Source organism: Kitasatospora sp. NPDC097605, assembly GCF_040302725.1.
In the GTDB taxonomy this organism is placed as follows: domain Bacteria; phylum Actinomycetota; class Actinomycetes; order Streptomycetales; family Streptomycetaceae; genus Kitasatospora.
Genome location: NZ_JBEOSF010000038.1, coordinates 39,888 through 66,221, shown reverse-complemented (window position 1 = coordinate 66,221; position 26,334 = coordinate 39,888). Strand labels below are relative to the sequence as shown.

Genomic DNA, 26,334 nt, shown 5'->3' with positions numbered 1-26,334 from the left:
TGCCATGGAGATCCTGCTCCAGATCCTGGTGGGGTTCGTCCCGGCCGTGATCGGCTTTCTCGCCGCCCGCTCGCTCGCCCGTACCCGCCTCTTCCTGCGCTACGGCTTCCTGCGCGTGCTGCTCGGGCCGTACGGCCGGGTGCAGATCGTCACCCCGAGCATCGAGGTGGCCGAGTTCGCCTACGCCAAGGACGGCTGCCGGCTCACCAGCCGGGGGCCGCGGAACGTGCTCTTCATGCCGATGGCCGAGGCGCGGGCCATCGCCCAGCTCATCGACCTGCTGCGGAAGATCAACCGCAAGGCCGCCATCGAGCTGGTCACCGCCGGCGCGCAGGACCCCAGGATGCCGACCTTCTCGATCGGCGGGCCGAACGTCAACGCCTACTCGGGGGTCGTGCTGGCCGCCGGCTTCCCGGACTTCCGCCTGGAGCACCCCCAGGCGGCCCGGGCCCGCTGGGGCGGGATGATCTTCGAGGCGCAGTACAACGCGGCCGACGAACTCGTCCGCGACCACGGCTTCGTGTTCGTCACCCGGACCTCCCGGCAGGCGCCCTGCGTGGTGCTCTGCGGGGTGTTCGCGTTCGGCTCGGCGATGGCGGTGGAGGCCCTGGCGGCGGCCGGCCGGCAGTCCCCGCTGGCCGCGCTGTTCCGCTCGGGGGAGAAGGGCTTCGTCGCCGTCGAGGGCCGGGTGATCGGCCTGGACACGGTGGACGTGACCGTCGAGGTCTGCCGCGTCCTGCCCGCCGGATGAGCGCGCGGGGGCGGAATTCGGCCGCCGGAACGGGAGCAAACGGGACAGCGCGGGAGACTCCGGGGCAGGAAGTGGCCGGAATCCCCGGTCTTTTGCTTCACTACCGTCACATCATCGGCATAATCGCGCCCATGACGATCAACCGTGCGAACGTGAGCGCGATTGCCGAGGACCTGTACGTCTGGCTCCCGCCGAAGCGCGGCTGGGGCCTGGCCAACTGCGGACTGCTTGCCGGGCCGCGGACGGCGCTGTGGATCGACACGCCCTACGACCCCTCGCTCGCCGCCGAGTTCCTCACCGAGAGCCGCAAGCGGCTGGCCGACGGCGTCACCGTCGACCGGATCGTCGTCACCCACGCCAACGGCGACCACCTCTGGGGCGCGGGCGTGCTCCCGGACGCCGAGGTGATCGCCACCCGCGAGGCGCTGGAGCACATCCACTGGGAGCCGACGCCCCAGCAGACCCAGGGCCTGGTCACCGGCAGTGACCCGGACTCCCCGCTCGGCGGCTACCTGCGCCGCCACTTCGGGCGGTTCGACTGGTCGCGGACCGAGCCCGTCCACCCGGACACCGTCTTCCACGGCGAGCTGGAGCTGCGGGTGGGGGAGTACCCGGTGCAGATCACCGGCCTGCCCCCGGCCCACACCGGCGGCGACCTCATCGTCCACCTCCCGCGCCAGCGCGCGGTGTTCAGCGGCGACGTGATCTTCGGCTCGACCGCCGCGCAGCCCGGCGACCACCCCTCGCACTGGGCCGGCCCGCTGGAGAACATCGTCGCCGCCTGCGAGCGGATCCTGGCCACCGGCGCCGAGATCATCGTCCCCGGCCACGGCCCGGTGCTCGACCGCGACGGCGTCCGGGAGCACATCGACTACCTCGGGTACGTCCGCGAGCGCGCGCACGCCCTGCACCGGGCCGGCCTGCCCGCCCTGGACGCGGCCCGCCGGATCATCGCCGAGCAGCGCTACCCCGAACTCGGCCTGCCCGAGCGGCTGGTGCTCACCGTCGCCGCCGAGTACCGGCACCTGGACGGCACCGGGGTGCCGAACGTCCTGGAGGCGATGAGTCAGGTGGCCCTGGTCGCCCGGGAGCTGGACGAGGACGCCGAACGGCGCGTGCCCCGCCCGCGGCCCGGCGGCGACGGCGCGGCCTGAGCCGTCCCCGGCACAGTCCTCGAAGCACCGCCCGCACAGCACGGCCCTCCCATTCGCTCTTCGTACAAGGAAGCTCCGAGGACGTCGATGACGCAGCTGCTGGTAACGGCCCTGGCGCTGATCGCGCTGGCCGCGCTCGCCGTGGCCGGGTGGCTGGCCCGCGGCCGCTCCGGCGCGCTCGCCCGGGCCGCTGCCGCCGAGGCCTCGACCGGCCTGGCCGAGGAGCGTGCCCGGGTCGCCGAGGGCCGGGCCGGCCGGGCCGAGCAGCAGGCGCGCGAGGCACGGGCCGAGGCCCAGGCCTCGGCGGAGCAGGCCGCCGGCGCGGCCGACCGCGCGCAGGCCGCCGAGGAGCGCGCCCACCGGGCCGAGCGCCGGGCGGAGGAGGACGGCCGACGGGCCGGGGAGTCCGACCGGGCGGCCACCGAGGCGGCGCGGCGGGCGGGCGAGGAGGAGCAGCGGGCCGCCGAGGCCGAGCGGCGCGCCGAGACCGCCGAGCGGCGCACCGCCGCGCTGCTGGCCGAGATCGCCCACCTCGCCACCGAACGCGTGGCCACCGCCGCCCTGCGGCTGAGCCACCCCAATGTGCGGATCGCCGGACCGCTCGACCCCGCCGCCGTCGGCCCGGACGCCGTACAGGCCCTGCAGGCCGTCCTGGACGCCGCCTCGGCCGCCGTCACCGACGAGCGCGAGCGGGTCGACGCCGCCGCCCGCTCCGCGATGCGCGGCGCCACGTCCAAGATCCAGACCCTGCTCTACCAGATCCAGAGCCTGGTCCAGCAGCTCCAGCACGACAACGACGACCCCCGGCTGCTGGAGGTGGACTTCCGCAACGAGGTCGCGCTGCGCCGGATCCAGACCGTCGCCGTGCTCTGCGAGGCCTGGCCGGGCCTGGCCCGCACCGACTCGCCGCTCGCCGAGGTGGTGGTCGGCGCGCTCTCCCGGGTGCCCGGCTACGCCCGCATCAAGGTGGCCAACCACCTGCGCGAGGACCGGCTCGCCGTGGTCGCCCGCGCCGCCGAGCCGGTGGCCATCGCGGTCGCCGAACTGCTCGCCAACGCCACCGCGTACTCGCACCCGGAGACGGACGTGCCGGTCACCGTCCAGCAGGGCGGGCGGGGCGCGCTGGTGATCGTCGACGACAGCGGCATCGGGATGGAGGAGGACCAGCTGCGCCGGGCCCGCCGGCTGCTGGCCGGCCCGCCCGAAGTGCTGCTCACCGAGCTGGGCAACCCGCCCAAGACCGGGTTCGCGGTGGTCGGCAAGCTGGCCCGGCAGTACGGCTTCTCCTGCCACGTCGAGCCGTCCCCGTACGGCGGCATGCGCGCGCTGGTCCGGATCCCGGCCGGGCTGCTGACCGTGGTGGACGAGGGGCAGCCGCTGTCGGTGCTCACCCCGCTGCCGCTGCGCGCCGGCTCGGCGCCGTCCGCCGCGCCCGCCCCCGCACCCGCCGCCGGGCCGACGGGCGGCCGCGGCCGGGAGGGCGCCCCGGCCATCCGTGTCCTGCCGCCGGTGCCGGATACGCCGGACGCGGCGGACTCCGCGGACGCGCCGGGCGGGCCCGACGCGTCGGACGCGCCGCCGGTGCACGCCGTCCCGCCGGTGCGCGCCGTCCCGGACGGACCCGGCCCGGCGGACGACGGCACCGGGCTGCCCAGCCGCCGCCGGCGCCGCCCGCTGACCTCGGGTCCGGCCCCGCAGAGCGCCCCCGCCGGAGCGGCCGGATCGGGCGCCGTCCGGCCGGTGCGGACGCCCGAGCAGGCCGCCGCCCGCTGGCAGGCGCTCCAGCACGGCACCGACTCCGGCCGCGCCGCCGTCGCGGAGGCCGCCGGCACCCCGGCCGGCACCACCCCCGTCACCGAGGCCGGCACCACCCCGAGCCCCCACCCCCCGTCCCCCGCGGCGACCGGCCCCGCCGGCGCCGACCGGGCGGCCCCGCCGAGCCCCGACGCCGCCCGCACCGGCGCCGGCCCCGCGGACGCGTCCGGCCGCCGTACCACCCAGACCCCCTGAGGAGCCGCGCTGTGAGCAGCACGCCCAGCCCCACCAGCACCACGTCCAGCCCGTCCGACACCGGCGGCATCGCCTGGGTGCTGACCCCGCTCCTGGAGCTGCCGGGCGTCGTGCACGCGGTGATCGCCACCGGCGACGGCCTGGTCGAGGCCGCCTCGGACGGCCTCGCGCGCGCCTCCGCCGAGCGGGTCGCCGCGATGACCGCCACCGTGCACGCCGCCGCCCGGGCGTTCACCACCGCCTTCACCGACGCCGAGCAGCCCCGGCTGGCGCAGACCGTGGTCGAGTCCGAGCTGGGCTTCGCCGTCGTCGTCCCGGCCGGCGAGAACACCTCGCTGGCGGTGTTCACCACGCCCGACGCCCAACTCGGCAACGTCGCCTACCAGATGCAGGTCCAGGTCGCCGCCCTGGGCCGGGCACTGGCGAGCCCGGCCAGGCGGCAGGACGCCCCCGCGCGGTCATGACCCCCACCCCCCGCAGGCGGATGGTGCCCGCCTACCTGGCCACCGGCGGCCGGACCCGCCCCGGCGGCGACGGCTTCGAGCGGCTCACCGTGCTCTTCGCGACCGGCGACGGGCAGCCGTCGGCGCTCACCGAGCTGGAGGCGGAGCACCGCCGGCTCTGGGACCTCTTACGACCCGGCGCGCTCACCGTGGTGGAGGCGGCCGCACACCTGCGGCTGCCGGTCAGCGCCACGGTCTTCCTCGCGGCCGATCTGGTCGAGGCGGGCTGCCTGCACGCCCGCGCGCCGATCCCCCGCGCCCAGCAGACCGACCGCTCCCTCGTCGAGAGGCTCCTCGTTGGACTCCGCACTCTCCGGTAATCCGCCCTCCGGCAGCCCGTCCGGTCCGGGGCGGCCGGACCGGGTGGGCTACCTGCCCGACCCCGAGCAGACGCTGATGAAGCTGGTGGTCGCCGGCCCGTTCGGCGTCGGCAAGACCACCTTCATCCGCACCCTCTCGGAGATCCCGACCCTGCACACCGAGGAGGCGATGACCGAGACCGGCGCCCCCGTCGACGACGTCGCCGGCCTGCCCGGAAAGACCACCACCACGGTCGCGGTCGACTTCGGCCGGCTCACCCTGCCCGGCGAGCTGGTGCTGTACATGTTCGGCACCCCCGGCCAGCGGCGGTTCTTCCCGCTCTGGCAGGACATCGCGCGCGGCGCCATCGGCGCCCTGGTCCTGGCGGACACCCGCCGGCTCGCCGACTCCTTCGAGATCATGGACATGGTCGAGGAGCAGGGACTGCCCTACGCGGTCGCCGTCAACCGCTTCCCCGACTCGCCGGCCCACCCGGTCGCGGTCCTGCGCAGCCACCTCGACCTGCACCCGAGCACCCCGCTGGTGCTCTGCGACGCCCGGGAGCGCGGCTCCAGCCTGGACGCCCTGATCGCGCTCACCGAGCACGTCCTGCACGGCCTCCCCGCCTCCGCCCCGGCCCCGGAGCAGCCATGACCGCCACCTCGCACCCCCTGATCGCCCTGCACGGCCCGGCCTTCGCCGCCGACCCGCGGGCCGTCTACGAGCGGCTGCGCCGGCAGGGCCCGGTCGCCGAGGTGGAGATCGCACCCGGCGTCGCGGCCCTGCTGGTCACCGACTACCAGGCCGCCCTCGACCTGCTGCGCGACACCGACACCTTCTCCAAGGACTCCCGCGCCTGGCAGCGGACCGTCCCGCCGGACTCCCCGCTGCTGCCGGTGCTCGGCTACCGGCCGACCGCGCTGTTCAGCGACGGCGCCACGCACGCCCGCTACCGGCAGGTGATCACCGACGGCCTGGCGCTGCTGGAACCGCACCTGCTGCAGCGCCGGGTCGCCGAGGTCGCCCACCGGCTGATCGACGCCTTCGCGCAGAGCGGCTCCGCCGACCTCATCGCCGACTACGCCCGCCGGCTGCCGGTCCACGTCCTCACCACCGGCTTCGGCGTGCCCGACGAGCACCGGGAGCGGCTGGTGGCCGGCATCGTCGGCTCCATCGAGTCCACCCGGCAGGCGGTGGCCGCGTACACCGACCTCGTCGAGGTGGTCACCGCCATGGTCGCCGAGCGCCGTGAGCGCCCCCGGCACGACCTGACCTCGTGGTTCCTCACCCACCCGGCCGGGCTGGACAACGACGAGGTGGTCCGGCAGATCACCCTCACCATGATCGCCGGCAATGAGCCGACCACCAATCTGATCGGCAACGCCCTGCTGCGCCTGCTCACCGACGCCCGCTACGCCGGCTCGCTGTTCGGCGGGGCGATGACGGCGCACCAGGCGATCGACGAGGTGCTCTGGCACGAGCCGCCGCTGGCCAACCTCTCCGCCCACTACCCGCGCGTCGACGTCACCTTCCACGGCCGGGCGATCCCGGCGGGCGCGCTGGTCCTGGTCTCCTACGCGGCCGCCAACTCCCAGGCCGCCCCGCCGGCCGCCACCGCCGACGGGGCGGACACCGCCGGGCTGCGCAGTGGCGAGTCCGCCCACCTGGCCTGGGCGGCCGGCCCGCACGCCTGCCCGGCCCGCGACCCGGCCCTGCTGATCGCGATCACCGCCATCGAGCAGCTGACCAGCCGGATCGGCGACCTCGAACTCGCCGAGCCCGCCGACACCCTGCACTGGCGCCCCGGCCCCTTCCACCGGGCCCTGGTCCGTCTCCCGGTCCACTTCACCCCGGCCGCCGGCTGACGGAAGGGCCCGGACACCCCTCGGGGTGTCCGGGCCCTTCCGCTCAGCCGTTCCTCGTCACTCCGCCGGCTTCAGCGTGAGCGAGACCGAGTTGATGCAGTACCGCTGGTCGGTCGGCGTGCCGTAGCCCTCGCCCTCGAACACATGGCCGAGGTGGCCGCCGCAGCGGGCGCAGCGGACCTCGACCCGGCGCATGCCGAGCGAGGTGTCCTCGATGTACTGGACGCGGTCCCCGGCGAGCGGCGCGTAGTAGGACGGCCAGCCGCAGTGGCTGTCGAACTTGGTCTCCGAGCTGAACAGCTCGGCGCCGCACGCCCGGCAGCCGTAGACGCCGACGGTCTTGGTGTCGGTGTACTCGCCGGTGAACGGGCGCTCGGTGCCGGCCTCCCGGAGCACGTGGTACTCCTCGGGGGTGAGCTGGGCGCGCCACTCGGCGTCGGTCTTCTCGATCTCGTAGCTCATGACGGCTCCAGTCGCGACGGGTCCGGGGGCTCAGACGTTGGTGGCAACGTTCGCGAGGTGCTCCAGGCCCCTCTCCAATTGTTCCAGGACGGCCGGACCCAGATTGGTGACGTCGCCCGCGCCCATGGTGAGCAGCAGGTCGCCCGGGCGGGCCAGGGAGGCCAGCAGCGCGGGGGCGGCGGCGAAGTCGTGCTCGGCGGTGACCTCGGCGCCGGCCCGGCGGGCGGCGTCGATGATCAGCTCGCTGGTGACCCCGGGAATCGGGTCCTCGCGGGCCGGGTAGATGTCGAGCACCACCGAGGCGTCGGCCAGCGCCAGCGCGGCGCCCATCTCCTCGGCGAGCTGCTGGGTGCGGCTGAACAGGTGCGGCTGGAAGACCACCAGGACGCGGCCCTCGGTGGCCTCCCGGATCGCCTCCAGGTCGGCGGTCATCTCGGTCGGGTGGTGGGCGTAGGAGTCGATCACCTGGACGCCGCCCGCCTCGCCCTTGAGCTGGAGCCGGCGGCGCACCCCGGTGTAGGCGCCGAGCGCCTTGGCGAGGTCCGCGGCCGGGACGCCCAGCGCGACGCCGGCGGCCAGCGCGGCGACCGCGTTGTGGGCGTAGTGCCGGCCGGGGACCGAGACGGTGAAGGTCAGCTCGGCGCCGTCCAGCAGCACGGTGACCTCGCTGGTCATGCCGCGCGCGACGACCGACAGCACCCGCAGGCCGGCGTCCTCGGCGGCGCCGACGGTGACCACGTTCAGGTCCGCGCGGCCGGCCACCCGGGCGGTCAGCTCGCGGGCACCGTCGTGGTCGGCGGAGACGACCAGGGTGCCGCCGGGCACGATCCGGCCGACGAAGGTCTCGAAGGACTCGTGGATCTCGTCGATCGAGGCGTAGTTGGCGTGGTGGTCCAGCTCCACGTTGAGCACGATCGCCACCTCGGGCGCGTACTTGTGGAAGCTGCGGTCGCTCTCGTCGGCCTCGGCGACGAAGATCTCGCCGGTGCCGTGCTGGGCGTTGGAACCGGGCGCGTCGAGGTCGCCGCCGATCGCGTAGGACGGGTCCAGGCCCAGTTCGGCGAGGGCGACGGCGAGCATGCTGGTGGTGGTGGTCTTGCCGTGGGTGCCGGCCACGGCCAGCGCCCGGCGCCCGCCCATCAGCGCGGCCAGCGCGTCGGAGCGGTGCACCACCGGGATGCCGCGCTCGCGGGCGGCGACCAGCTCCGGGTTGTCGGCGCGGATGGCGCTGGAGACGACGATGCTGCTCGCGCCGTCCGGCACGTGCTCGGCGGCGTGCCCGATGTGCACGCCGGCACCGAGCTCGCGCAGCGCGCGGACGGTCTCGGACTCCTTGGCATCGCTGCCGGAGACGCTGGCCCCCCGCACCGCGAGGATCTTCGCCAGGCCGGACATCCCGGCGCCGCCGATGCCGATGAAGTGCGGGGCGTGCAGGTCGTGCGCGGCGTCGTTCAAGGCGGGGCTCCGTACGGGCGGGGATCAGGGAGGGGCGGACGACGTGCGAATCGTCCTCGCGGCCGGACCGCAAGGACGATTCTGCACCACGCCGGGCTCTCCTCAGGAGTCGCTGGCGAACAGCCGCAGCACCGGGACGCCCACCTTGTGGCGGGCCTGGGAGGCCCAGTCGCGGTGGAAGAACTCCTCCACGAAGTGCGGGGAGGTGAGCACCACCACCTCGTCCGCCTGGTGCTCCTCAACCACGGTGCGCAGCCGGTCCAGCGGCTTCTCCTCGACCAGCTCGCCGACCGCCTCGGCACCGGCCTCGCGCAGGTGGCGCAGGCTGTGCTCCAGCGACTCGGTGGCGACCGTCGGTCCGCTCTCGGACTCGTCGTGCTCGCGCACCACCTTGTCCAGGTGGCCGAGCGCCACGTCGTCCAGCGCCCGCAGCAGCTCGTCCTGCTTGCCGCGCGGCTGCATCAGGACGACGAAGGACACCCTCTCCTCGCTGTGGAGCGTGGTGACCAGCTCCACGTCCGCGTCGGAGAGCGCCTTCTCGATCATCAGTACCGTCTTGAACACGTGAGTCCCTTCCAGTCACCGGCCCCCGGGCTCCGGCTTCGCATCCCATACTGCCCGGCGGAAGCTTTCCGCACGCTCCCCGCCCGGCACACGGGCCACGCGGAGGACGTCGCAAGTGGGAGCGGGATCACGATCCGGAGGTCACGGGGCGGGCGGACGCAGGTAGCGGGTGAAGAGGAATCCTTTCTGCTCGATCAATGAGACCAGCCGCATCCGCTGCACGTCGGGCATGTGCGCGTCGTGGAGGATGCGCGGCGCGTCGCCGCCCGTGAGCAGCGGCGCCAGCGACAGGCACAGCTCGTCCAGCAGGTCCTCGGCGGCCAGCTGCCCCAGCAGCCGGGGTCCGCCCTCGGTCAGCATCCGCGTCCAGCCCCGGTCGGCCAGCGCCGCGACCGCCGCCCGCAGGTCCACCGCGCCCCGGCCGACCGCGATCACGTCGGCCACCTCGGTCACCGCCGCCAGGCTGCGCACCGGCGCGTCCTCGGTGGTGATCACCACGGTGCGCACCAGCGGCTCGGTGAACAGCGGGGCCGCGAGGTCCAGCCCGAGCGAGCGGCTGACGATCGCGATCGCGGGCGCCGGCGCCTGCCCGGCCGCCCGGCGCGCCCCGGCGAAGTCGGCCCGCGCCCGGGCCGGCCGGTACCCCTCCGCCCGCACCGTCTCGGCCCCCACCAGCACCACGTCCGACAGCGCCCGCAGCACCCCGAAGATCCGCTTGTCGGCGTCGCCGGAGAGCCCGTCGGAGAGCCCGTCCAGCCGGGCCCCGCCGTCCAGCCCCGCCACCATGTTGGCGCGCAGCCAGGGACGCCCGTGGTTCACCTGCCCGGGGTACGCGTAGACGGCGGCCAGCGCCTCCAGCGAACTCGGGTCGTCGAAGGTCTCCGCCAGGGGACTGATCAGCTGTTGCATGCCCCCAGTGTTCCACCGGGTGCAGGTCCCGGGCCCGACCCGACCAGGCGTACCCTTTGTCACCGTGCCCGCAGCTTCCCGCCCCGCCACCGCGACCGAGCCGATAGCCCTCACCTCCCGGCGTCCCGTCGTACCCGCCGAACGCCTGGTCGCCGAGATGGTGCCGCCGCCGCGCTTCTCCGACGTGAGCTTCGGGACGTACATCCCGGACCCGGCCCAGCCCAGCCAGTACGAGGCCGTGCAGGTCCTGGAGCAGTTCGCCGGCACGCTCAACAGCGGAAACGGTTCCGCGCCCAAGCGCAGCTGGTTCCGCCGCAGCGCCCCGGCCCCGGCCGGCCCGGCCGGCATCTACCTGGACGGCGGCTACGGCGTCGGCAAGACCCACCTGCTCGCCTCGCTCTGGCACGCCGCCCCCGGGCCCAAGGCCTTCGGTACCTTCGTCGAGCTGACCAACCTGGTCGGCGCGCTCGGCTTCCAGCAGGCCGTGCGGACCCTCTCCGGGCACACCCTGCTGTGCATCGACGAGTTCGAGCTCGACGACCCGGGCGACACCGTCCTGGTCTCCACCCTGCTCGGCCGCCTGGTGGAGAACGGCGTCAAGCTCTGCGCCACCTCCAACACCCTGCCCGAGAAGCTCGGCGAGGGCCGCTTCGCCGCCGCCGACTTCCTGCGCGAGATCCAGGGCCTGTCCGCGCACTTCCGCCCGATGCGGATCGACGGCCAGGACTACCGCCACCGCGGCCTGCCGGACGCCCCGCCGCCCTACCCGGCCACCGAGGTCGACGCCGTCGCCGCCCGCACCCCGGGCGCCTCCCTCGACGACTTCGACGCCCTGCTCGCCCACCTCTCCGCCGTCCACCCCAGCCGCTACGGCGCCCTGCTGGACGACGTCACCGCCGTCTGCCTGCGCGGCGTCCACCAGGTCGACGACCAGTCCACCGCCCTGCGCCTGGTCGTCCTCGCCGACCGCATGTACGACCGCGAACTCCCCATCACCGCCTCCGGCCTCCCCTTCGACCAGGTCTTCCCCGAGGAACTGCTCCGCGGCGGCTACCGCAAGAAGTACCTCCGCGCCGTCTCCCGCCTCGTCGCCCTCGCCCGGGACAGCGCCCGGTAGTCCCCGGTTGTCGGTGGTGGGTCGTACGGTGGAGGCGTGCGACCCATCACGAGTATTGAGCGGTCAGTGGCGCCCTTCGAGGTCGTCAGTCCCTACCAGCCCAACGGTGACCAGCCGGCGGCGATCGCGGAGCTGGAGCGGCGGATCCGGGGCGGGGAGAAGGACGTCGTCCTGCTCGGCGCCACCGGTACCGGCAAGTCGGCCACCACGGCCTGGATGATCGAGAAGCTGCAGCGGCCCACCCTGGTGATGGCGCCGAACAAGACGCTGGCCGCGCAGCTGGCGAACGAGTTCCGCGAGCTGCTGCCGAACAACGCGGTCGAGTACTTCGTCTCGTACTACGACTACTACCAGCCCGAGGCGTACGTCCCGCAGACGGACACCTACATCGAGAAGGACTCCTCGATCAACGAGGAGGTCGAGCGGCTGCGCCACTCGGCGACCAACTCGCTGCTCACCCGCCGGGACGTGGTCGTGGTCGCGTCGGTCTCCTGCATCTACGGCCTCGGCACGCCGCAGGAGTACGTGGACCGGATGGTGCGGCTGAAGGTCGGGGAGGAGATCGACCGGGACGTCCTGCTCCGGCGCTTCGTCGACATCCAGTACACCCGTAACGACCTCGCCTTCACCCGCGGCACCTTCCGGGTGCGCGGCGACACCATCGAGATCTTCCCGGTCTACGAGGAACTCGCCGTCCGGATCGAGATGTTCGGCGACGAGATCGAGGCGCTGTACACGCTGCACCCGCTCACCGGCGAGATCATCAGCCAGGACGACTCGGTCTACGTCTTCCCGGCCTCGCACTACGTGGCGGGCCCGGAGCGGATGGAACGCGCGGTCAACGACATCGAGAAGGAGCTGGAGCAGACCCTCGCCCGGATGGAGAAGCAGGGCAAGCTGCTGGAGGCCCAGCGGCTGCGCATGCGCACCACCTACGACCTCGAGATGCTCCGCCAGATCGGCACCTGCTCCGGCGTGGAGAACTACTCGATGCACTTCGACGGCCGCGAGCCCGGCTCCCCGCCGAACACCCTGCTGGACTACTTCCCGGAGGACTTCCTCCTGGTCATCGACGAGTCGCACGTCACCGTCCCGCAGATCGGCGCGATGTACGAGGGCGACGCCTCGCGCAAGCGCACCCTGGTCGAGCACGGCTTCCGGCTGCCGTCCGCGATGGACAACCGCCCGCTGAAGTGGGAGGAGTTCCTGGAGCGGATCGGCCAGACCGTCTACCTGTCGGCGACCCCGGGCCAGTACGAGCTGTCGCGGGGCGACGGCCAGGTCGAGCAGATCATCCGCCCGACCGGCCTGATCGACCCCGAGGTGATCGTCAAGCCGACCGAGGGCCAGATCGACGACCTGGTGCACGAGGTCCGCAGGCGGGTGGAGAAGGACGAGCGCGTCCTGGTCACCACGCTCACCAAGAAGATGGCCGAGGACCTCACCGACTACATGCTCGGCCTGGACATCCGGGTGCGGTACCTGCACAGCGACATCGACACGCTGCGCCGCGTCGAGCTGCTGCGCGAGCTGCGGGCCGGCGAGTACGACGTGCTGGTTGGCATCAACCTGCTGCGCGAGGGCCTGGACCTCCCGGAGGTCTCCCTGGTGGCGATCCTGGACGCGGACAAGGAGGGCTTCCTGCGCTCCGGCACCTCGCTGATCCAGACCATCGGCCGCGCGGCCCGCAACGTCTCCGGCCAGGTCCACATGTACGCGGACCGGATCACCCCGGCGATGGAGAAGGCCATCGACGAGACCAACCGCCGCCGGGCCGTGCAGCAGGCGTACAACAAGGAGCACGGGATCGACCCGCAGCCGCTGCGCAAGAAGATCGGCGACATCCTGGACACCCTCGCCCGCGAGGACGTGGACACCGGGGAGCTGCTCTCCACCGGCTACCGCGCCGCGGGCGGCGGCAAGGGCGGCAAGACCGCGGTGCCGGCGCTGGGCGTCGACCGCAAGCCGGCGAAGTCGCTGCCGGCGGCCGAGCTGGCCGAGCTGATCCAGTCGATGACGGACCGGATGCACGCCGCCGCCGTCGACCTCCAGTTCGAGGTGGCGGCCCGGCTGCGCGACGAGGTCAAGGAGCTGAAGAAGGAGCTGCGGCAGATGCGCGAGGCCGGCATCGCGTAGCGGCCCGGAGTGCTCCCCGAGAACGCCCCGCCGGGCGTGGCCGGTTCCGTTCCCGGTCAAGCCCGGCGGTGTCTCAGCCCTGCCACAAAGGGGTACAGGGCGGACAGCGCGTTCGACCGCAGGGCCTAGGCTGGCCTGCGGAGCCGCTCCGGGACGGGCGGCCGGAAGAGGGGGCCTCAGCCGGGGGACGGCAACGGGGTGTTCCACCGTGGTGCCGGCGCGGGGTTCCCGCGCGGCCGGGCAGAGAGGACATGCGCCGTGTCGGTGAACCTTGCCAAGGGCCAGCGGGTCAGTCTGCAGAAGGGGCCGGGGGAGACGCTCACCGTGGTCCGGATGGGCCTGGGCTGGAAGGCGGCGCCCCGCCGGGGTCTGTTCGGCAGCCGCACCAGGCAGATCGACCTGGACGCCTCGGCGCTGCTGTACGCCGAGCGCACCCCCTCCGACGTGGTGTTCTTCCAGCACCTGGAGAGCGCCGACGGCTCCGTGCGGCACACCGGGGACAACCTGGTCGGCGGGTCCGGGGCGGGGGAGGACGACGAGTCGATCCTGGTGGACCTGGCCCACGTGCCGCCGCAGATCACCCAGGTGGTGTTCACGGTCAGCTCGTACACCGGGCAGACCTTCGCCGAGGTGCAGAACGCGCACTGCCGGCTGGTGGACGAGTCGACCGGCCTGGAGCTGGCCCGCTACGAGCTGACCGGCGGCGGCCCGCACACCGGCCAGATCATGGCGAAGGTGTTCCGGGACGGCGACGGCGGCTGGGAGATGCAGGCGATCGGCGCCCCGGCCAAGGGGCGGACCTTCCAGGATCTGCTGCCGGCCATCGAGCCGTTCCTGTAGGAGCCCCGCCCCCGGCCCCCCGCCCCCGGCCCCGGCCCGGCCGCGGACCTGACAGGGCTTTACCTTCTTTACCTTTGTTTGGGGATGCTGTTACCCTTCTTGCAGCGGAGGGGAGTATTCCCACACGCAGTCGTCCCCGTCATCACGGGCGCCCGTCGCGGCGCCCCGGGGCGCTGGTCCGCGGGCGCGCCGCCGCGCGCCCGACGGGCGGAAGAGACCTCCGGCAGTGACGATGTCTGTCTCGCCTACCTGCCGGAGGAGCAGTAGTGGACGTTTCCGTAAGCCTCTGGGTCGGCACCATCGTGGTGCTGTTGGCCCTGATCACCGCCGATTTCTTCATCGGCGGCCGCAAGCCGCACGAGGTGTCGATCAAGGAAGCCGGCATCTGGACCACGGTCTGGGTGGTGCTGGCCGCGATCTTCGGCGGTTTCCTCTGGTGGCACTCCGGCGCGACGCCGGCCGGTGAGTTCTTCGCCGGCTACATCACCGAGAAGTCGCTCAGCGTCGACAACCTCTTCGTGTTCATCCTGATCATGGGCAAGTTCGCGGTGCCCAGGGTCTACCAGCAGCGCGTGCTGATGTTCGGTGTGATCATCGCCCTGGTGCTGCGCGCGGTCTTCATCGCCGGCGGCGCCGCCCTGGTCGCCCAGTTCTCCTGGGTCTTCTTCATCTTCGGCGGCTTCCTGATCTGGACGGCGTGGAAGCTGATCAAGGAGGCGCGGGCCGACGAGGAGGACGAGGAGTTCGAGGAGAACCGCCTCCTCAAGTCGATCGAGAAGCGCTTCCCGTCGACCGACAAGTACCACGGCACCAAGCTCTTCATCCGGGAGAACGGCCGCCGGCTGATGACCCCGATGCTGATCGTCATGCTGGCGATCGGCACCACCGACGTCCTGTTCGCGCTGGACTCGATCCCGGCGATCTTCGGCCTGACCCAGGACCCGTACATCGTCTTCACCGCCAACGCCTTCGCCCTGATGGGCCTGCGCCAGCTGTACTTCCTGATCGGCGGCCTGCTGAAGAAGCTGGTCCACCTCTCGTACGGCCTGTCGGTGATCCTCGGCTTCATCGGCGTGAAGCTCGTGCTGCACGCGCTGCACGAGCAGGGCGTGCACGTGCCGGAGATCGGCATCCCGTTCTCGCTGGGCTTCATCGTGGTGGTCCTCGCGATCACCACCGTGACCAGCCTGATGGCCTCCAAGCGGGCCGTGCCGGCCGAGCCGGACGAGGCGCAGAAGCTGGACGCCTGACGCGGAACCTCCCCCCGGAGCCGGGCGGGCCCGCGACCGAGCAGCGGTCGCGGGCCCGCCCCCGTTCGTCTCCCGGCGGCTACCAGCCGCGCTCGCGCCACTCGGGCAGGTGCGGGCGCTCGGCGCCGAGGGTGGTGTCGTTGCCGTGGCCGGGGTAGATCCAGGCCTCGTCCGGCAGGGCGTCGAAGATCTTCTCGTTGACGTCCCGGAAGAGGCTCGCGAAGGCCTCCTTGTCGCCCCAGGTGTTCCCGATCCCGCCGGGGAACAGGCAGTCGCCGGTGAAGACGTGCGGGTGGCCCTGCGGGTCGTCGTAGACCAGCACGATCGCCCCCGGGGTGTGGCCGACCAGGTGCCGGACGGTCAGCGCGCAGCGGCCCACCGTGAGGGTGTCGCCGTCCGCGAGCGGCAGCGCGGTGGGGACGTCGATGCCCTCCGCGTCGTGCTCCCCGGCCGCCGTGCGCGCCCCGGTGGCGGCGACCACCTCGGCCAGCGCCCCCCAGTGGTCGTGGTGCCGGTGGGTGGTGACCACGGTCGCCAGGCTCTCGCCCACCGTCTCCAGCAGCACCGGCGCCTCCGCGGCCGCGTCGATCAGCAGCTGCTCGTCGGTGTCACGGCAGCGCAGCAGGTAGGCGTTGTTGTCGTACGGGCCGACCGCGACCTTGGTGATGATCAGATGCGCCAGCTCGCGCACGTCCGGCGGCCCGCCGACCTTGACCGCTCCGTGGTACGTCATCCGTCCGCTCCTCGTGGTGTGGGTCCTGGGGTCATCTTCGCGTACAACGGCCTCGGCGGGCCGCTCAGCCCAGAGGGGGGAGGGCGGGCAGGGGGGTGGCGGGGGTGCGGCGCAGGCCGTCGCCGTCGGCGCGGCCGGAGAGCCAGGCGAGCAGGGCGCGGACCGGGCCCTCGACGGTCAGGGCGGGGGTGCCGGTGCCGATCACGGCGCGCTCGGCGGTGTCCTCGGCGAACAGCTCGACGGCGGGCAGCCCGGCGCCGGCGAGCTTGCCGGCGAGGCGGCGGAACTCGGCGGACGCGAACTCGGCCGGCCAGTGCGCGGGGGTGTAGCCGGCGTCCAGGTCGACGTGGTGGTACTCGACCTCCATCAGGCGCCTCCACGGGATGTCGGAGGCCGGGAAGAGGTAGCCGCTGCGGTGGCGGACCTCGGCGGCCCAGGCCTCGGCGGGCAGCAGGGCGGCGGCCGCGGCGAATCGCTCGCCGGTGGCGCGCAGGTCGGCGAGCTGGACGTCCGCCGGGCGGGGCGCGCCCTCCTCGATGCCCAGGTCGCGGGCCTCCTCGCTCGGGTACTGCGGGATGTCGGTGCCGGTGCGGGCGCCGTCCAGCAGGTTGACCAGGGAGTCGGCGTTGCGGGCGAGGTGGGCCAGGACGTGGCCGCGGGTCCAGCCGGGCAGCGCGGAGGGCTCGGCGACGGCGTCGGGCTTGAGCTCGCCGACGGTGTGCAGCAGGTGCCGGGTGCTCTCCTCGACCAGCGCGAGGTAGCGCGCGGCACGGGCGGCGGAGGAGGAGGCTGCGGCGGACTGCGGGTCGGTCATCGGATCGGCCTTCCAGGAGGGGCGGCGCGTTGCCCTGGGGGGCTCCGCTCGTTGAGGGGGTGACGCCGGGGACGACGCTACCGCCGTTCCTCGCCGCTGAGCAGGGGCTTTCGCGGAGCGAACGTCAAGGCTCCGCAAGCCGTCCTCACTCGTTCGGGTGGACCCGGCTGGACATGGTCGTTAATCGAACGCGTGAGCTAGTAGGCTGGCTGCCGCATCCTGGAAGAAGCACACCTTTTCGTTCACCAGCCCTCTCGCCCCGGAGAAAGGCGCCAGAAGCAGTGGCCGACCGCCTCATCGTCCGCGGTGCTCGCGAGCACAACCTCAAGAACGTCTCGCTCGACCTGCCCCGCGACTCCCTCATCGTCTTCACGGGCCTCTCCGGCTCCGGCAAGTCCTCGCTCGCCTTCGACACCATCTTCGCCGAGGGCCAGCGCCGCTACGTCGAGTCGCTGTCGTCCTACGCCCGCCAGTTCCTCGGCCAGATGGACAAGCCCGACGTGGACTTCATCGAGGGCCTCTCCCCGGCCGTCTCGATCGACCAGAAGTCCACCAACCGCAACCCGCGGTCGACCGTCGGCACCATCACCGAGGTCTACGACTACCTCCGCCTGCTGTTCGCCCGGATCGGCAAGCCGCACTGCCCGCACTGCGGCCGCCCGATCGCCAAGCAGTCCCCGCAGGCCATCGTCGACAAGGTGCTCGAACTCGCCGAGGGCACCCGCTTCCAGGTGCTCAGCCCGGTGGTCCGCGAGCGCAAGGGCGAGTTCGTCGACCTCTTCGCCGACCTCCAGTCCAAGGGCTACGCCCGGGCCCGGGTGGACGGCGCGACGATCCAGCTCGCCGAGCCGCCCAAGCTGAAGAAGCAGGAGAAGCACACCGTCGAGGTGGTGATCGACCGCCTCACCGTCAAGGAGAGCGCCAAGCGCCGGCTGACCGACTCGGTGGAGACCGCCCTGCGGCTGAGCGGCGGCATGGTGGTGCTCGACTTCGTCGACCTCCCCGAGGACGACCCCGAGCGCGAGCGGATGTACTCCGAGCACCTCTACTGCCCCTACGACGACGTGTCGTTCGAGGAGCTGGAGCCCCGCTCGTTCTCCTTCAACTCGCCGTTCGGCGCCTGCCCGGACTGCTCCGGCCTCGGCAACCGGATGGAGGTGGACCCGGAGCTGGTGGTGCCCGACGAGGAGCGCTCGCTGGACGAGGGCGCCATCCACCCGTGGTCCGGCGGCCACACCAAGGAGTACTTCCAGCGGCTGATCGACGCCCTCGCCGGCGAGCTGGGCTTCCGCACCGACATCCCCTGGGCCGGGCTGCCGGCCCGCGCCAAGAAGGCGCTGCTCCACGGACACAAGCACCAGGTGCAGGTCCGCTACCGCAACCGCTACGGGCGCGACCGCTCCTACAGCACCGGCTTCGAGGGCGCGGTGCCGTTCATCCAGCGCCGCCACCAGGAAGCCGAGAGCGACTCCAGCCGCGAGCGCTTCGAGGGCTACATGCGCGAGGTGCCCTGCCCGACCTGCCGCGGCACCCGGCTCAAGCCGGTGGTGCTCGCGGTCACCGTCGAGGGCCGCTCGATCGCCGACGTCTCCTCGATGTCGATCAGCGACTGCTCGGACTTCCTCGGCGCGATGAGGCTCAACGCCCGGGACAAGCAGATCGCCGAGCGGGTCCTCAAGGAGGTCAACGAGCGGCTGCGCTTCCTGGTCGACGTCGGCCTGGACTACCTCTCGCTCGACCGCGCGGCCGGCACGCTCTCCGGCGGCGAGGCCCAGCGCATCCGGCTCGCCACCCAGATCGGCTCCGGCCTGGTCGGCGTGCTCTACGTGCTGGACGAGCCGTCCATCGGCCTGCACCAGCGCGACAACCACCGGCTGATCGAGACCCTGGTCCGGCTGCGCGACATCGGCAACACGCTGATCGTCGTCGAGCACGACGAGGACACCATCAAGATGGCCGACTGGGTGGTCGACATCGGCCCCGGCGCCGGCGAGCACGGCGGCAAGGTGGTGCACTCCGGCTCGCTGAAGCAGCTGCTCGGCAACAAGGAGTCGCTGACCGGCCAGTACCTCTCCGGCAAGCGCTCCATCCCGATCCCGGACGACCGCCGCGCCCGGGACAAGAAGCGCCAGCTCACCGTGCACGGCGCCCGCGAGCACAACCTCAAGGACGTCACGGTCGGCTTCCCGCTCGGCACCTTCACCGCGATCACCGGTGTCTCCGGCTCGGGCAAGTCCACCCTGGTCAACGACATCCTCTACACCCACCTCGCCCGGGAGCTGAACGGCGCCCGCACGGTGCCCGGCCGGCACACCCGGATCACCGGCACCGACCTGGTGGACAAGGTGGTGCACGTCGACCAGTCGCCGATCGGCCGCACCCCGCGCTCCAACCCGGCCACCTACACCGGCGTGTTCGACCACGTCCGGCGGCTCTTCGCGGAGACCCAGGAGGCCAAGGTCCGCGGCTACCTGCCCGGCCGGTTCTCGTTCAACGTCAAGGGCGGCCGCTGCGAGAACTGCTCCGGCGACGGCACCATCAAGATCGAGATGAACTTCCTGCCGGACGTCTACGTGCCGTGCGAGGTCTGCCACGGCGCCCGGTACAACCGGGAGACGCTGGAGGTCCACTACAAGGGCAAGTCCATCGCCGAGGTGCTGGACATGCCGATCGAGGAGGCGCTCGGCTTCTTCGAGGCCGTCCCGGCGATCGCCCGCCACCTGCGGACGCTCAACGACGTCGGCCTCGGCTACGTCCGGCTCGGCCAGTCCGCGCCCACCCTCTCCGGCGGCGAGGCCCAGCGCGTCAAGCTCGCCTCCGAGCTGCAGAAGCGCTCCACCGGCCGGACCGTCTACGTGCTGGACGAGCCCACCACCGGTCTGCACTTCGAGGACATCAGCAAGCTGATCAAGGTCCTCACCGGCCTGGTGGACAAGGGCAACACGGTCATCGTCATCGAGCACAACCTCGACGTCATCAAGACCGCCGACTGGATCGTCGACATGGGCCCCGAGGGCGGCTCCGGCGGTGGCACCGTGGTCGCCGAGGGCACCCCCGAGGAGATCGCCGCCGTGCCGGAGAGCCACACCGGCAAGTTCCTGCGCGACATCCTGCCGGGCGACTTCGCCGACGCCCCGGTGCGGCGGACGGCCGCCAAGGCGCCCGCCAGGACGGCCAAGGCACCGGCCAAGGCCGCAGCTCCGCGCAAGCGGGCGGTAGCGGCCAAGAAGTAGCCCGCGCCACGATCACGGCCGCCCCCGGACGTACCGGGGGCGGCCGGTGTCGGCGAGCGAGCCGAAGGGCGCGCCGGCGCGCCCTCCGGCACCGGACCCGGAGCGCACCGGAGGCGAGCGAGCTCAGGAGGGGCCGCATAGACTGCCGGGCGGCCCGCAGCCGCCGGCCACTGTGCGACCAGGAGCGAACGCCATGTCCGAGGCCCCCGACAGCCCCGTCCCCACCCGCCGCACCCTGCTCTGCGGGGCCGCGGCCGTGCTCGCCGCCGGCGGCACCCTCGCCGTCTCCGGCTGCTCCTCGTCCTCCTCCGACTCCGGCTCCGCCGACAAGACCCCGGTGGACGTCGGCCCCGCCTCCGCCGTCCCGGTCGGCGGCGGCACCGTCTACCGCGAGAAGAAGATCGTCGTCACCCAGCCCACCGAGGGCCAGTACAAGGCGTTCAGCGCCAAGTGCACCCACGCCGGCTGCATCGTCGACCAGGTCAAGAACCAGAAGATCCAATGCCCCTGTCACAGCAGCATGTTCGGCATCACCGACGGCGCCGTGCTGGGCGGCCCGGCCCCCACCCCGCTGCCCGAGTACACCGTGGCGGTCGAGGGCGGCAACCTCAAGGTGACCCCGCGCTGAAGCAGTTGATCTCCCGCACGCGCCCCCGGCCCGAGTCGGTACGGTGGACCCATGGCTGACCCGTCCACCTACCGCCCGGCGCCGGGTGCGATCCCCGCCTCGCCCGGTGTCTACAAGTTCCGCGACGCCCACGGGCGGGTCATCTACGTCGGCAAGGCCAAGAGCCTGCGGCCCCGGCTGTCCTCCTACTTCCAGGACCTCGCCGGGCTGCACCCGCGCACCGCCACCATGGTCACCACCGCCGCCTCGGTGGAGTGGACCGTCGTCTCCACCGAGGTCGAGGCGCTCCAGCTGGAGTACTCCTGGATCAAGGAGTTCGACCCCCGGTTCAACGTCAAGTACCGCGACGACAAGAGCTATCCGGAACTCGCCGTCACCCTCAACGAGGAGTACCCGCGGGTCCAGGTGATGCGCGGCGCGCACAAGAAGGGCGTGCGCTACTTCGGCCCCTACGGCCACGCCTGGGCGATCCGCGAGACCGTCGACCTGCTGCTGCGCGTCTTCCCGGTCCGCACCTGCTCCAACGGCGTCTTCAAGCGCGCCCGCCAGGTCGGCCGCCCCTGCCTGCTCGGCTACATCGGCAAGTGCGCCGCGCCCTGCGTCGGCCGGGTCTCGGCCGAGGAGCACCGCGCCCTCGCCGAGGACTTCTGCGACTTCATGGCCGGGCGCACCGGCAACTACCTGCGCCGGCTGGAGACCGAGATGCAGGAGGCCGCCGCCGACCTGGAGTACGAGAAGGCGGCCCGGCTGCGCGACGACATCGGCGCGCTCAAGCGGGCCATGGAGAAGAACGCCATCGTCCTCGCCGACGCCACCGACGCCGACCTGCTCGCCGTCGCCGAGGACGAACTCGAGGCCGCCGTCCAGATCTTCCACGTCCGCGGCGGCCGGGTCCGCGGCCAGCGCGGCTGGGTCACCGACAAGGTCGAGGACGTCGACACCGCCGGCCTGGTCGAGCACGCCCTCCAGCAGCTCTACGGCGGCGGCAGCGAGTCCGTCCCGCGCGAGGTGCTGGTCCCCGCGCTGCCCGACCCCGTCGAGCCGGTCCGCGACTGGCTGAGCGGCCTGCGCGGCGCCCAGGTCGACCTGCGCATCCCGCAGCGCGGCGACAAGAAGGACCTGATGGCCACCGTGCAGCGCAACGCCCAGCAGGCGCTCGCGCTGCACAAGACCAAGCGCGCCTCCGACCTCACCACCCGCAGCCGCGCCCTCCAGGAGATCGCCGACGCGCTCGAACTGGACAGCGTCCCGCTGCGCATCGAGTGCTTCGACATCTCCCACCTCCAGGGCGAGGACGTGGTCGCCTCGATGGTCGTCTTCGAGGACGGCCTGGCCCGCAAGAGCGAGTACCGGCGCTTCCAGATCAAGGGCTTCGAGGGCCAGGACGACGTCCGCTCGATGCACGAGGTGATCAGCCGCCGCTTCCGCCGCTACCTCCAGGAGCGCGAGCAGACCGGCGAATGGGCCGTCCCCGAGGAGGCGGAGGGCCCGGAGGAGGACGGCCACCGCGGCGAGGACGGCCGCCCCAGGCGCTTCGCCTACCCGCCCCAGCTGCTCGTCGTCGACGGCGGGCAGCCCCAGGTCGCCGCCGCCCGGCGGGCCCTGGACGAGCTCGGCATCGACGACGTCGCCCTGTGCGGCCTGGCCAAGCGCCTGGAGGAGGTCTGGCTGCCCGGCGAGGACGACCCGGTCGTGCTCCCGCGCAGCAGCGAGGGCCTCTACCTGCTCCAGCGGGTCCGCGACGAGGCCCACCGCTTCGCCATCACCTACCAGCGCGGCAAGCGTTCCAAGCGACTCACCGCCGGAGAACTGGACTCCGTCCCCGGCCTCGGCGAGACTCGCCGTCAGGCGCTGCTCAAGCACTTCGGCTCGCTGAAGAAGCTCCGGGCGGCCACCGTCGACGAGCTCTGCGCCGTCCCCGGCATCGGACGGCGGACGGCGGAGACCGTTGCGGCGGCGTTGTCGTCCCGTACACCCGCGGCACCCGCCGTGAACACCGCCACGGGCGAGATCATCGACGACGGCGCCGACGAGCCGGCGCCCGCGGCGCCCGAGCCCGAGACCGCACCCATCCAGGAGACGCCATGACGGCCGGCGCCGCCCGTCAGCCGGCGTGCCCCCGCCCCACTCGTCCGAGTGAGCCGGGGAAGCATGCCCGCGCGACGCGCGTTCTCCACAGCAGAACCACCGAGAGCGGGGAACCGAAGTGACCGTGTCCGATTACGGGGGGACCGTCCGGCCGGAGGCCGGCGGCGAGAACACCCCGGAGCTGGTGATCATCTCCGGCATGTCCGGAGCGGGCCGCTCCACCGCCGCCAAGTGCCTGGAGGACCTGGGCTGGTTCGTGGTGGACAACCTGCCGCCGGCCCTCATCCCGACCATGGTCGACCTCGGCGCCCGCTCCCAGGGCAACGTCGCCCGGATCGGCGCCGTGGTGGACGTCCGCGGCCGGCAGTTCTTCGACGACCTGCTGACCTCGCTGGACGAGCTGGAGAAGCGCGGCGTGCGGCTGCGCGTCGTCTTCCTGGACTCCTCCGACGAGGCGCTGGTGCGCCGCTTCGAGAGCGTGCGCCGCCCGCACCCGCTGCAGGCCGACGGCCGGATCGTGGACGGCATCGCCCAGGAGCGCGACCTGCTGCGCGAGCTGCGCGGCGAGGCCGACCTGGTGATCGACACCTCCAACCTCAACGTCCACCAGCTGCGGGCCAAGCTCGACGCCCAGTTCGCCGACCACGACGAGCCCGAGCTGCGCGCCACCGTGATGTCCTTCGGCTTCAAGTACGGCCTGCCGGTCGACGCCGACCTCGTGGTGGACTGCCGCTTCCTGCCCAACCCGCACTGGGTGCCCGAACTGCGGGCCCGTACCGGCACCGACGCGGACGTCGCCGACTACGTCTTCCAGCAGCCCGGCGCCAACGAGTTCCTCAACGGCTACGCCGAGCTGCTGCGCATCGTCACCGAGGGCTACCGCCGCGAGGGGAAGCGTTATATGACCCTTGCCGTAGGCTGCACCGGTGGCAAGCACCGCAGCGTCGCGATGTCCGAGCGCCTGACGAAGCGTCTCATCGCGGACGGAGTGGAAACGGTGCTCGTCCACCGTGACATGGGACGGGAGTAGCCGCCGCGCCCTGCCGGGCCGCCGGCGGAGGCCGGCGGCGGGCGACAGGAACGCGAGGTAGGTGTGACGGGATACGTGCCCGGGCGGCAGTTCCAGAACAGGACCGCCGACCGGAGTGGGGCCACGGCCCGGTCCACCGGGACCGGCCGCCCCCGCTCCGGGGCGGCCCGCACCGGCCCCTCCCGTCCCCATCCGGCCCCCCGGACCGGCCAGTCCGCCCGGACCAACCAGGCCCCGCGGATCACCGCGCTCGGCGGCGGCCAGGGCCTGTCCGCCTCGCTCTCCGCGCTGCGCCGGCTCACCACCGACCTCACCGCCGTGGTCACCGTCGCCGACGACGGCGGCTCCAGCGGCCGGCTCCGCGAGGAGCTCGGGGTGCTGCCCCCCGGCGACCTGCGCAAGGCGCTCGCCGCGCTCTGCGGCGACGACGACTGGGGCCGCACCTGGTCCGAGGTGATCCAGCAGCGCTTCACCGGCACCGGCGAGCTGGGCGGCCACGCCGTCGGCAACCTGCTGATCGTCGCGCTCTGGGAGAAGCTCGGCGACCCGGTCGCCGCCCTGGACTGGGTCGGCCGGCTGCTCAACGTGCAGGGCCGGGTGCTGCCGATGTCGGCGGTGCCGCTGGACATCGAGGCCGTGGTCCGCGGCCACGACCCGGCCTTCCCGGCCGAGCTGGCCGCCGTCCGCGGCCAGGCCAACGTCGCGGTCACCTCCGGCACCGTGCAGTCCGTCCGGCTGCTGCCGGACGAGCCGCCCGCCGTGCCGGAGGCGGTCACCGCGGTCCGCGAGGCGGACTGGGTGGTGCTCGGCCCCGGCTCCTGGTTCACCAGCGTGCTGCCGCACCTGCTGGTGCCCGAGCTGGCCAAGGCCCTGGTGGAGACCCGCGCCCGCCGGCTGCTCACCCTGAACCTGGCCCCGCAGCCCGGCGAGACCGAGGGCTTCACCCCGCAGCGCCACCTCGACGTCATCGCCGACCACGCACCGGACCTCGCGGTGGATGCGATCCTTGTGGACGAGCGCGCCGTCACCGGTGGCGCTTTCGGCCAGGCTGACCTGGCCGGCCTGGAAAAGGCCGCCGAGCGGATGGGAGCAGCCCTGGTGCTCGGCCGGGTCGCCCGCACCGACGGCACGCCGCGACACGACCCGGAGCTCTTGGCGGCCGCGTACGACCGGATTTTCCGGACACATGGAAGGATCGGGCCATGGCGATGACTCCAGCGGTGAAGGACGAAATCAGCCGGCTCCCGGTCACCCGGGCCTGCTGCCGCAAGGCGGAGGTGTCGGCGATCCTGCGATTCGCGGGCGGGCTGCACATCGTGAGCGGCCGGATCGTGATCGAGGCGGAGCTCGACACCGGAGCCGCCGCGCGGCGTCTGCGCAAGGACCTGCTGGAGATCTTCGGACACTCCTCGGACCTGGTCGTGATGGCCCCCGGCGGCCTGCGGCGCGGCAGCCGCTACGTGGTCCGGGTGGTCAAGGACGGCGAGCTGCTCGCGCGCCAGACCGGCCTGGTGGACGGCCGCGGCCGCCCGATCCGCGGCCTGCCCCCGGCCGTGGTCTCCGGCGCCACCTGCGACGCCGAGGCGGCCTGGCGCGGGGCCTTCCTGGCGCACGGCTCGCTGACCGAGCCCGGCCGCTCGTCCTCGCTGGAGATCACCTGCCCCGGCTCGGAGGCCGCCCTCGCCCTGGTCGGCGCCGCCCGCCGGCTCGGCATCCCGGCCAAGGCCCGCGAGGTGCGCGGGGTCGACCGGGTGGTGATCCGCGACGGCGACGCGATCGGCGCACTGCTCACCCGGCTCGGCGCGCACGAGTCGGTGCTCGCCTGGGAGGAGCGCCGGATGCGCCGCGAGGTGCGCGCCACCGCCAACCGGCTGGCCAACTTCGACGACGCCAACCTGCGCCGCTCGGCCCGGGCCGCGGTCGCGGCCGGCGCCCGGGTGCAGCGCGCGCTGGAGATCCTCGGTGAGGAGGTTCCCGAACACCTGGCGGCCGCCGGCCAGCTGCGGATGCAGCACAAGCAGGCCTCGCTGGAGGAGCTGGGCGCGCTCGCCGACCCGCCGCTGACCAAGGACGCGGTGGCCGGCCGGATCCGCCGGCTGCTGGCGATGGCCGACAAGCGCGCCTCCGAGCTCGGCCTGCCGAGCACCGAGGCCAACCTCACCGACGAGATGGCGCTCAACTGACGCCGACCGTCACACCCGGTGCCGAACCCTCCGCCGGTGTCCGCTTCCGCGGGCACCGGCGGAGCCGTGTCCGGAGGGTGGGACGGGGTCGGGACGGGCGCCGGGAGGGGCCTCGCGACGGGCCCCGCGCGGGGCCGGGACCAACTGCCCGGGAGGGCAAGGCCGGACGACCCGCGATCGTTGTGAACACGCGCCACGCCAGGGCTTGCGCGGGCGCCTGATGTGCTCTACCCGGCCTCGGAGGGGTAGGGTCATAGGCGGTCGGGGACATCCCAAAATTCCACCCCGTCGGCATAGCGTCCGGCGTAC

At 73.1% G+C, this 26,334-nt stretch carries 23 protein-coding genes; 17 read left to right on the top strand and 6 right to left on the bottom strand.

What is annotated here, in order from left to right; all coding sequences use genetic code 11:
• The first annotated feature begins 4 nt into the window (after positions 1 to 4).
• The 7 genes from ABTX81_RS31585 to ABTX81_RS31555 all read left to right on the top strand — a co-directional run bounded on the left by ABTX81_RS31585 (position 5) and on the right by ABTX81_RS31555 (position 6,583).
• Positions 5 to 751, top strand: a complete 747-nt coding sequence (locus ABTX81_RS31585) for a hypothetical protein (RefSeq protein WP_350552804.1) — start codon at positions 5 to 7, stop codon at positions 749 to 751.
• A 131-nt stretch (positions 752 to 882) separates the two neighbouring features.
• Positions 883 to 1,905, top strand: a complete 1,023-nt coding sequence (locus ABTX81_RS31580; RefSeq protein ID WP_350552802.1) for an MBL fold metallo-hydrolase — start codon at positions 883 to 885, stop codon at positions 1,903 to 1,905.
• Positions 1,906 to 1,992: 87 nt separating this feature from the next.
• Positions 1,993 to 3,915 (top strand): ATP-binding protein, encoded by a 1,923-nt coding sequence (locus ABTX81_RS31575; RefSeq protein ID WP_350552799.1) that lies wholly within the window; start codon positions 1,993 to 1,995, stop codon positions 3,913 to 3,915.
• Between the two features lie 11 nt (positions 3,916 to 3,926).
• Positions 3,927 to 4,379: a roadblock/LC7 domain-containing protein gene (locus tag ABTX81_RS31570; protein WP_350552796.1), complete on the top strand. Its 453-nt coding sequence runs from the start codon at positions 3,927 to 3,929 to the stop codon at positions 4,377 to 4,379.
• Complete coding sequence (locus tag ABTX81_RS31565) at positions 4,376 to 4,738, top strand: DUF742 domain-containing protein (RefSeq protein ID WP_350552793.1); 363 nt, start codon at positions 4,376 to 4,378, stop codon at positions 4,736 to 4,738. The genes ABTX81_RS31570 and ABTX81_RS31565 overlap by 4 nt, the downstream gene beginning before the upstream one ends.
• Before the next feature lie 76 nt (positions 4,739 to 4,814).
• Positions 4,815 to 5,372, top strand: coding sequence for a GTP-binding protein (locus ABTX81_RS31560; RefSeq protein WP_350552847.1), 558 nt, complete (start codon positions 4,815 to 4,817; stop codon positions 5,370 to 5,372).
• Complete coding sequence (locus tag ABTX81_RS31555) at positions 5,369 to 6,583, top strand: cytochrome P450 family protein (protein WP_350552790.1); 1,215 nt, start codon at positions 5,369 to 5,371, stop codon at positions 6,581 to 6,583. The genes ABTX81_RS31560 and ABTX81_RS31555 overlap by 4 nt, the downstream gene beginning before the upstream one ends.
• A gap of 57 nt (positions 6,584 to 6,640) precedes the next feature.
• Here ABTX81_RS31555 and msrB read toward each other — a convergent pair whose 3' ends face one another.
• The 4 genes from msrB to ABTX81_RS31535 form a co-directional block, all read right to left on the bottom strand.
• Positions 6,641 to 7,045, bottom strand: a complete 405-nt coding sequence (gene msrB, locus ABTX81_RS31550; protein WP_350552787.1) for a peptide-methionine (R)-S-oxide reductase MsrB — start codon at positions 7,043 to 7,045, stop codon at positions 6,641 to 6,643.
• Positions 7,046 to 7,075: 30 nt separating this feature from the next.
• Positions 7,076 to 8,500 (bottom strand): UDP-N-acetylmuramate--L-alanine ligase, encoded by a 1,425-nt coding sequence (gene murC / locus ABTX81_RS31545; protein WP_350552784.1) that lies wholly within the window; start codon positions 8,498 to 8,500, stop codon positions 7,076 to 7,078.
• Positions 8,501 to 8,602: 102 nt separating this feature from the next.
• Entirely contained in the window at positions 8,603 to 9,064 is a 462-nt protein-coding gene (locus ABTX81_RS31540) for an indole-3-glycerol phosphate synthase (protein WP_350552781.1), read from the bottom strand.
• Between the two features lie 141 nt (positions 9,065 to 9,205).
• Complete coding sequence (locus ABTX81_RS31535; protein ID WP_350552778.1) at positions 9,206 to 9,973, bottom strand: pyrimidine reductase family protein; 768 nt, start codon at positions 9,971 to 9,973, stop codon at positions 9,206 to 9,208.
• A 64-nt stretch (positions 9,974 to 10,037) separates the two neighbouring features.
• On the opposite strand from ABTX81_RS31535, the gene zapE reads away from it, so the two are divergent.
• The 4 genes from zapE (at position 10,038) to ABTX81_RS31515 (ending at position 15,316) form a co-directional block, all read left to right on the top strand.
• Positions 10,038 to 11,090, top strand: a complete 1,053-nt coding sequence (gene zapE, locus ABTX81_RS31530) for a cell division protein ZapE (RefSeq protein ID WP_350552775.1) — start codon at positions 10,038 to 10,040, stop codon at positions 11,088 to 11,090.
• A gap of 36 nt (positions 11,091 to 11,126) precedes the next feature.
• Complete coding sequence (gene uvrB / locus ABTX81_RS31525) at positions 11,127 to 13,226, top strand: excinuclease ABC subunit UvrB (RefSeq protein WP_350552772.1); 2,100 nt, start codon at positions 11,127 to 11,129, stop codon at positions 13,224 to 13,226.
• A gap of 258 nt (positions 13,227 to 13,484) precedes the next feature.
• Positions 13,485 to 14,066, top strand: coding sequence for a TerD family protein (locus ABTX81_RS31520; RefSeq protein WP_350552769.1), 582 nt, complete (start codon positions 13,485 to 13,487; stop codon positions 14,064 to 14,066).
• Positions 14,067 to 14,332: 266 nt separating this feature from the next.
• Positions 14,333 to 15,316 carry a TerC family protein gene (locus tag ABTX81_RS31515; RefSeq protein ID WP_350552766.1) on the top strand — a complete coding sequence of 328 codons (984 nt, stop codon included), beginning with the start codon at positions 14,333 to 14,335 and terminating at the stop codon, positions 15,314 to 15,316.
• Between the two features lie 79 nt (positions 15,317 to 15,395).
• On the opposite strand, the gene ABTX81_RS31510 is transcribed toward ABTX81_RS31515, so the two are convergent.
• Both ABTX81_RS31510 and ABTX81_RS31505 read right to left on the bottom strand, forming a co-directional pair.
• Positions 15,396 to 16,049, bottom strand: a complete 654-nt coding sequence (locus ABTX81_RS31510) for an MBL fold metallo-hydrolase (protein WP_350552763.1) — start codon at positions 16,047 to 16,049, stop codon at positions 15,396 to 15,398.
• 64 nt (positions 16,050 to 16,113) lie between these two features.
• Positions 16,114 to 16,863: a maleylpyruvate isomerase family mycothiol-dependent enzyme gene (locus tag ABTX81_RS31505; RefSeq protein WP_350552760.1), complete on the bottom strand. Its 750-nt coding sequence runs from the start codon at positions 16,861 to 16,863 to the stop codon at positions 16,114 to 16,116.
• A gap of 281 nt (positions 16,864 to 17,144) precedes the next feature.
• Between ABTX81_RS31505 and uvrA the strand changes: the two genes are divergently transcribed.
• From uvrA to whiA, 6 genes are all read left to right on the top strand, one after another.
• Positions 17,145 to 20,096, top strand: a complete 2,952-nt coding sequence (gene uvrA, locus ABTX81_RS31500; RefSeq protein WP_350552757.1) for an excinuclease ABC subunit UvrA — start codon at positions 17,145 to 17,147, stop codon at positions 20,094 to 20,096.
• Positions 20,097 to 20,289: 193 nt separating this feature from the next.
• Positions 20,290 to 20,724: a Rieske (2Fe-2S) protein gene (locus tag ABTX81_RS31495; RefSeq protein ID WP_350552754.1), complete on the top strand. Its 435-nt coding sequence runs from the start codon at positions 20,290 to 20,292 to the stop codon at positions 20,722 to 20,724.
• Between the two features lie 51 nt (positions 20,725 to 20,775).
• On the top strand, positions 20,776 to 22,812 hold the full coding sequence (gene uvrC / locus ABTX81_RS31490; RefSeq protein WP_350552751.1) for an excinuclease ABC subunit UvrC: 2,037 nt from the start codon (positions 20,776 to 20,778) through the stop codon (positions 22,810 to 22,812).
• Between the two features lie 199 nt (positions 22,813 to 23,011).
• Positions 23,012 to 23,842 (top strand): RNase adapter RapZ, encoded by an 831-nt coding sequence (gene rapZ, locus ABTX81_RS31485; RefSeq protein ID WP_350567636.1) that lies wholly within the window; start codon positions 23,012 to 23,014, stop codon positions 23,840 to 23,842.
• Between the two features lie 63 nt (positions 23,843 to 23,905).
• Entirely contained in the window at positions 23,906 to 25,054 is a 1,149-nt protein-coding gene (locus ABTX81_RS31480) for a gluconeogenesis factor YvcK family protein (RefSeq protein WP_502892896.1), read from the top strand.
• Entirely contained in the window at positions 25,045 to 26,025 is a 981-nt protein-coding gene (gene whiA, locus ABTX81_RS31475; protein WP_148642545.1) for a DNA-binding protein WhiA, read from the top strand. Before ABTX81_RS31480 ends, whiA begins: the two co-directional genes overlap by 10 nt.
• Positions 26,026 to 26,334: the final 309 nt, after the last annotated feature.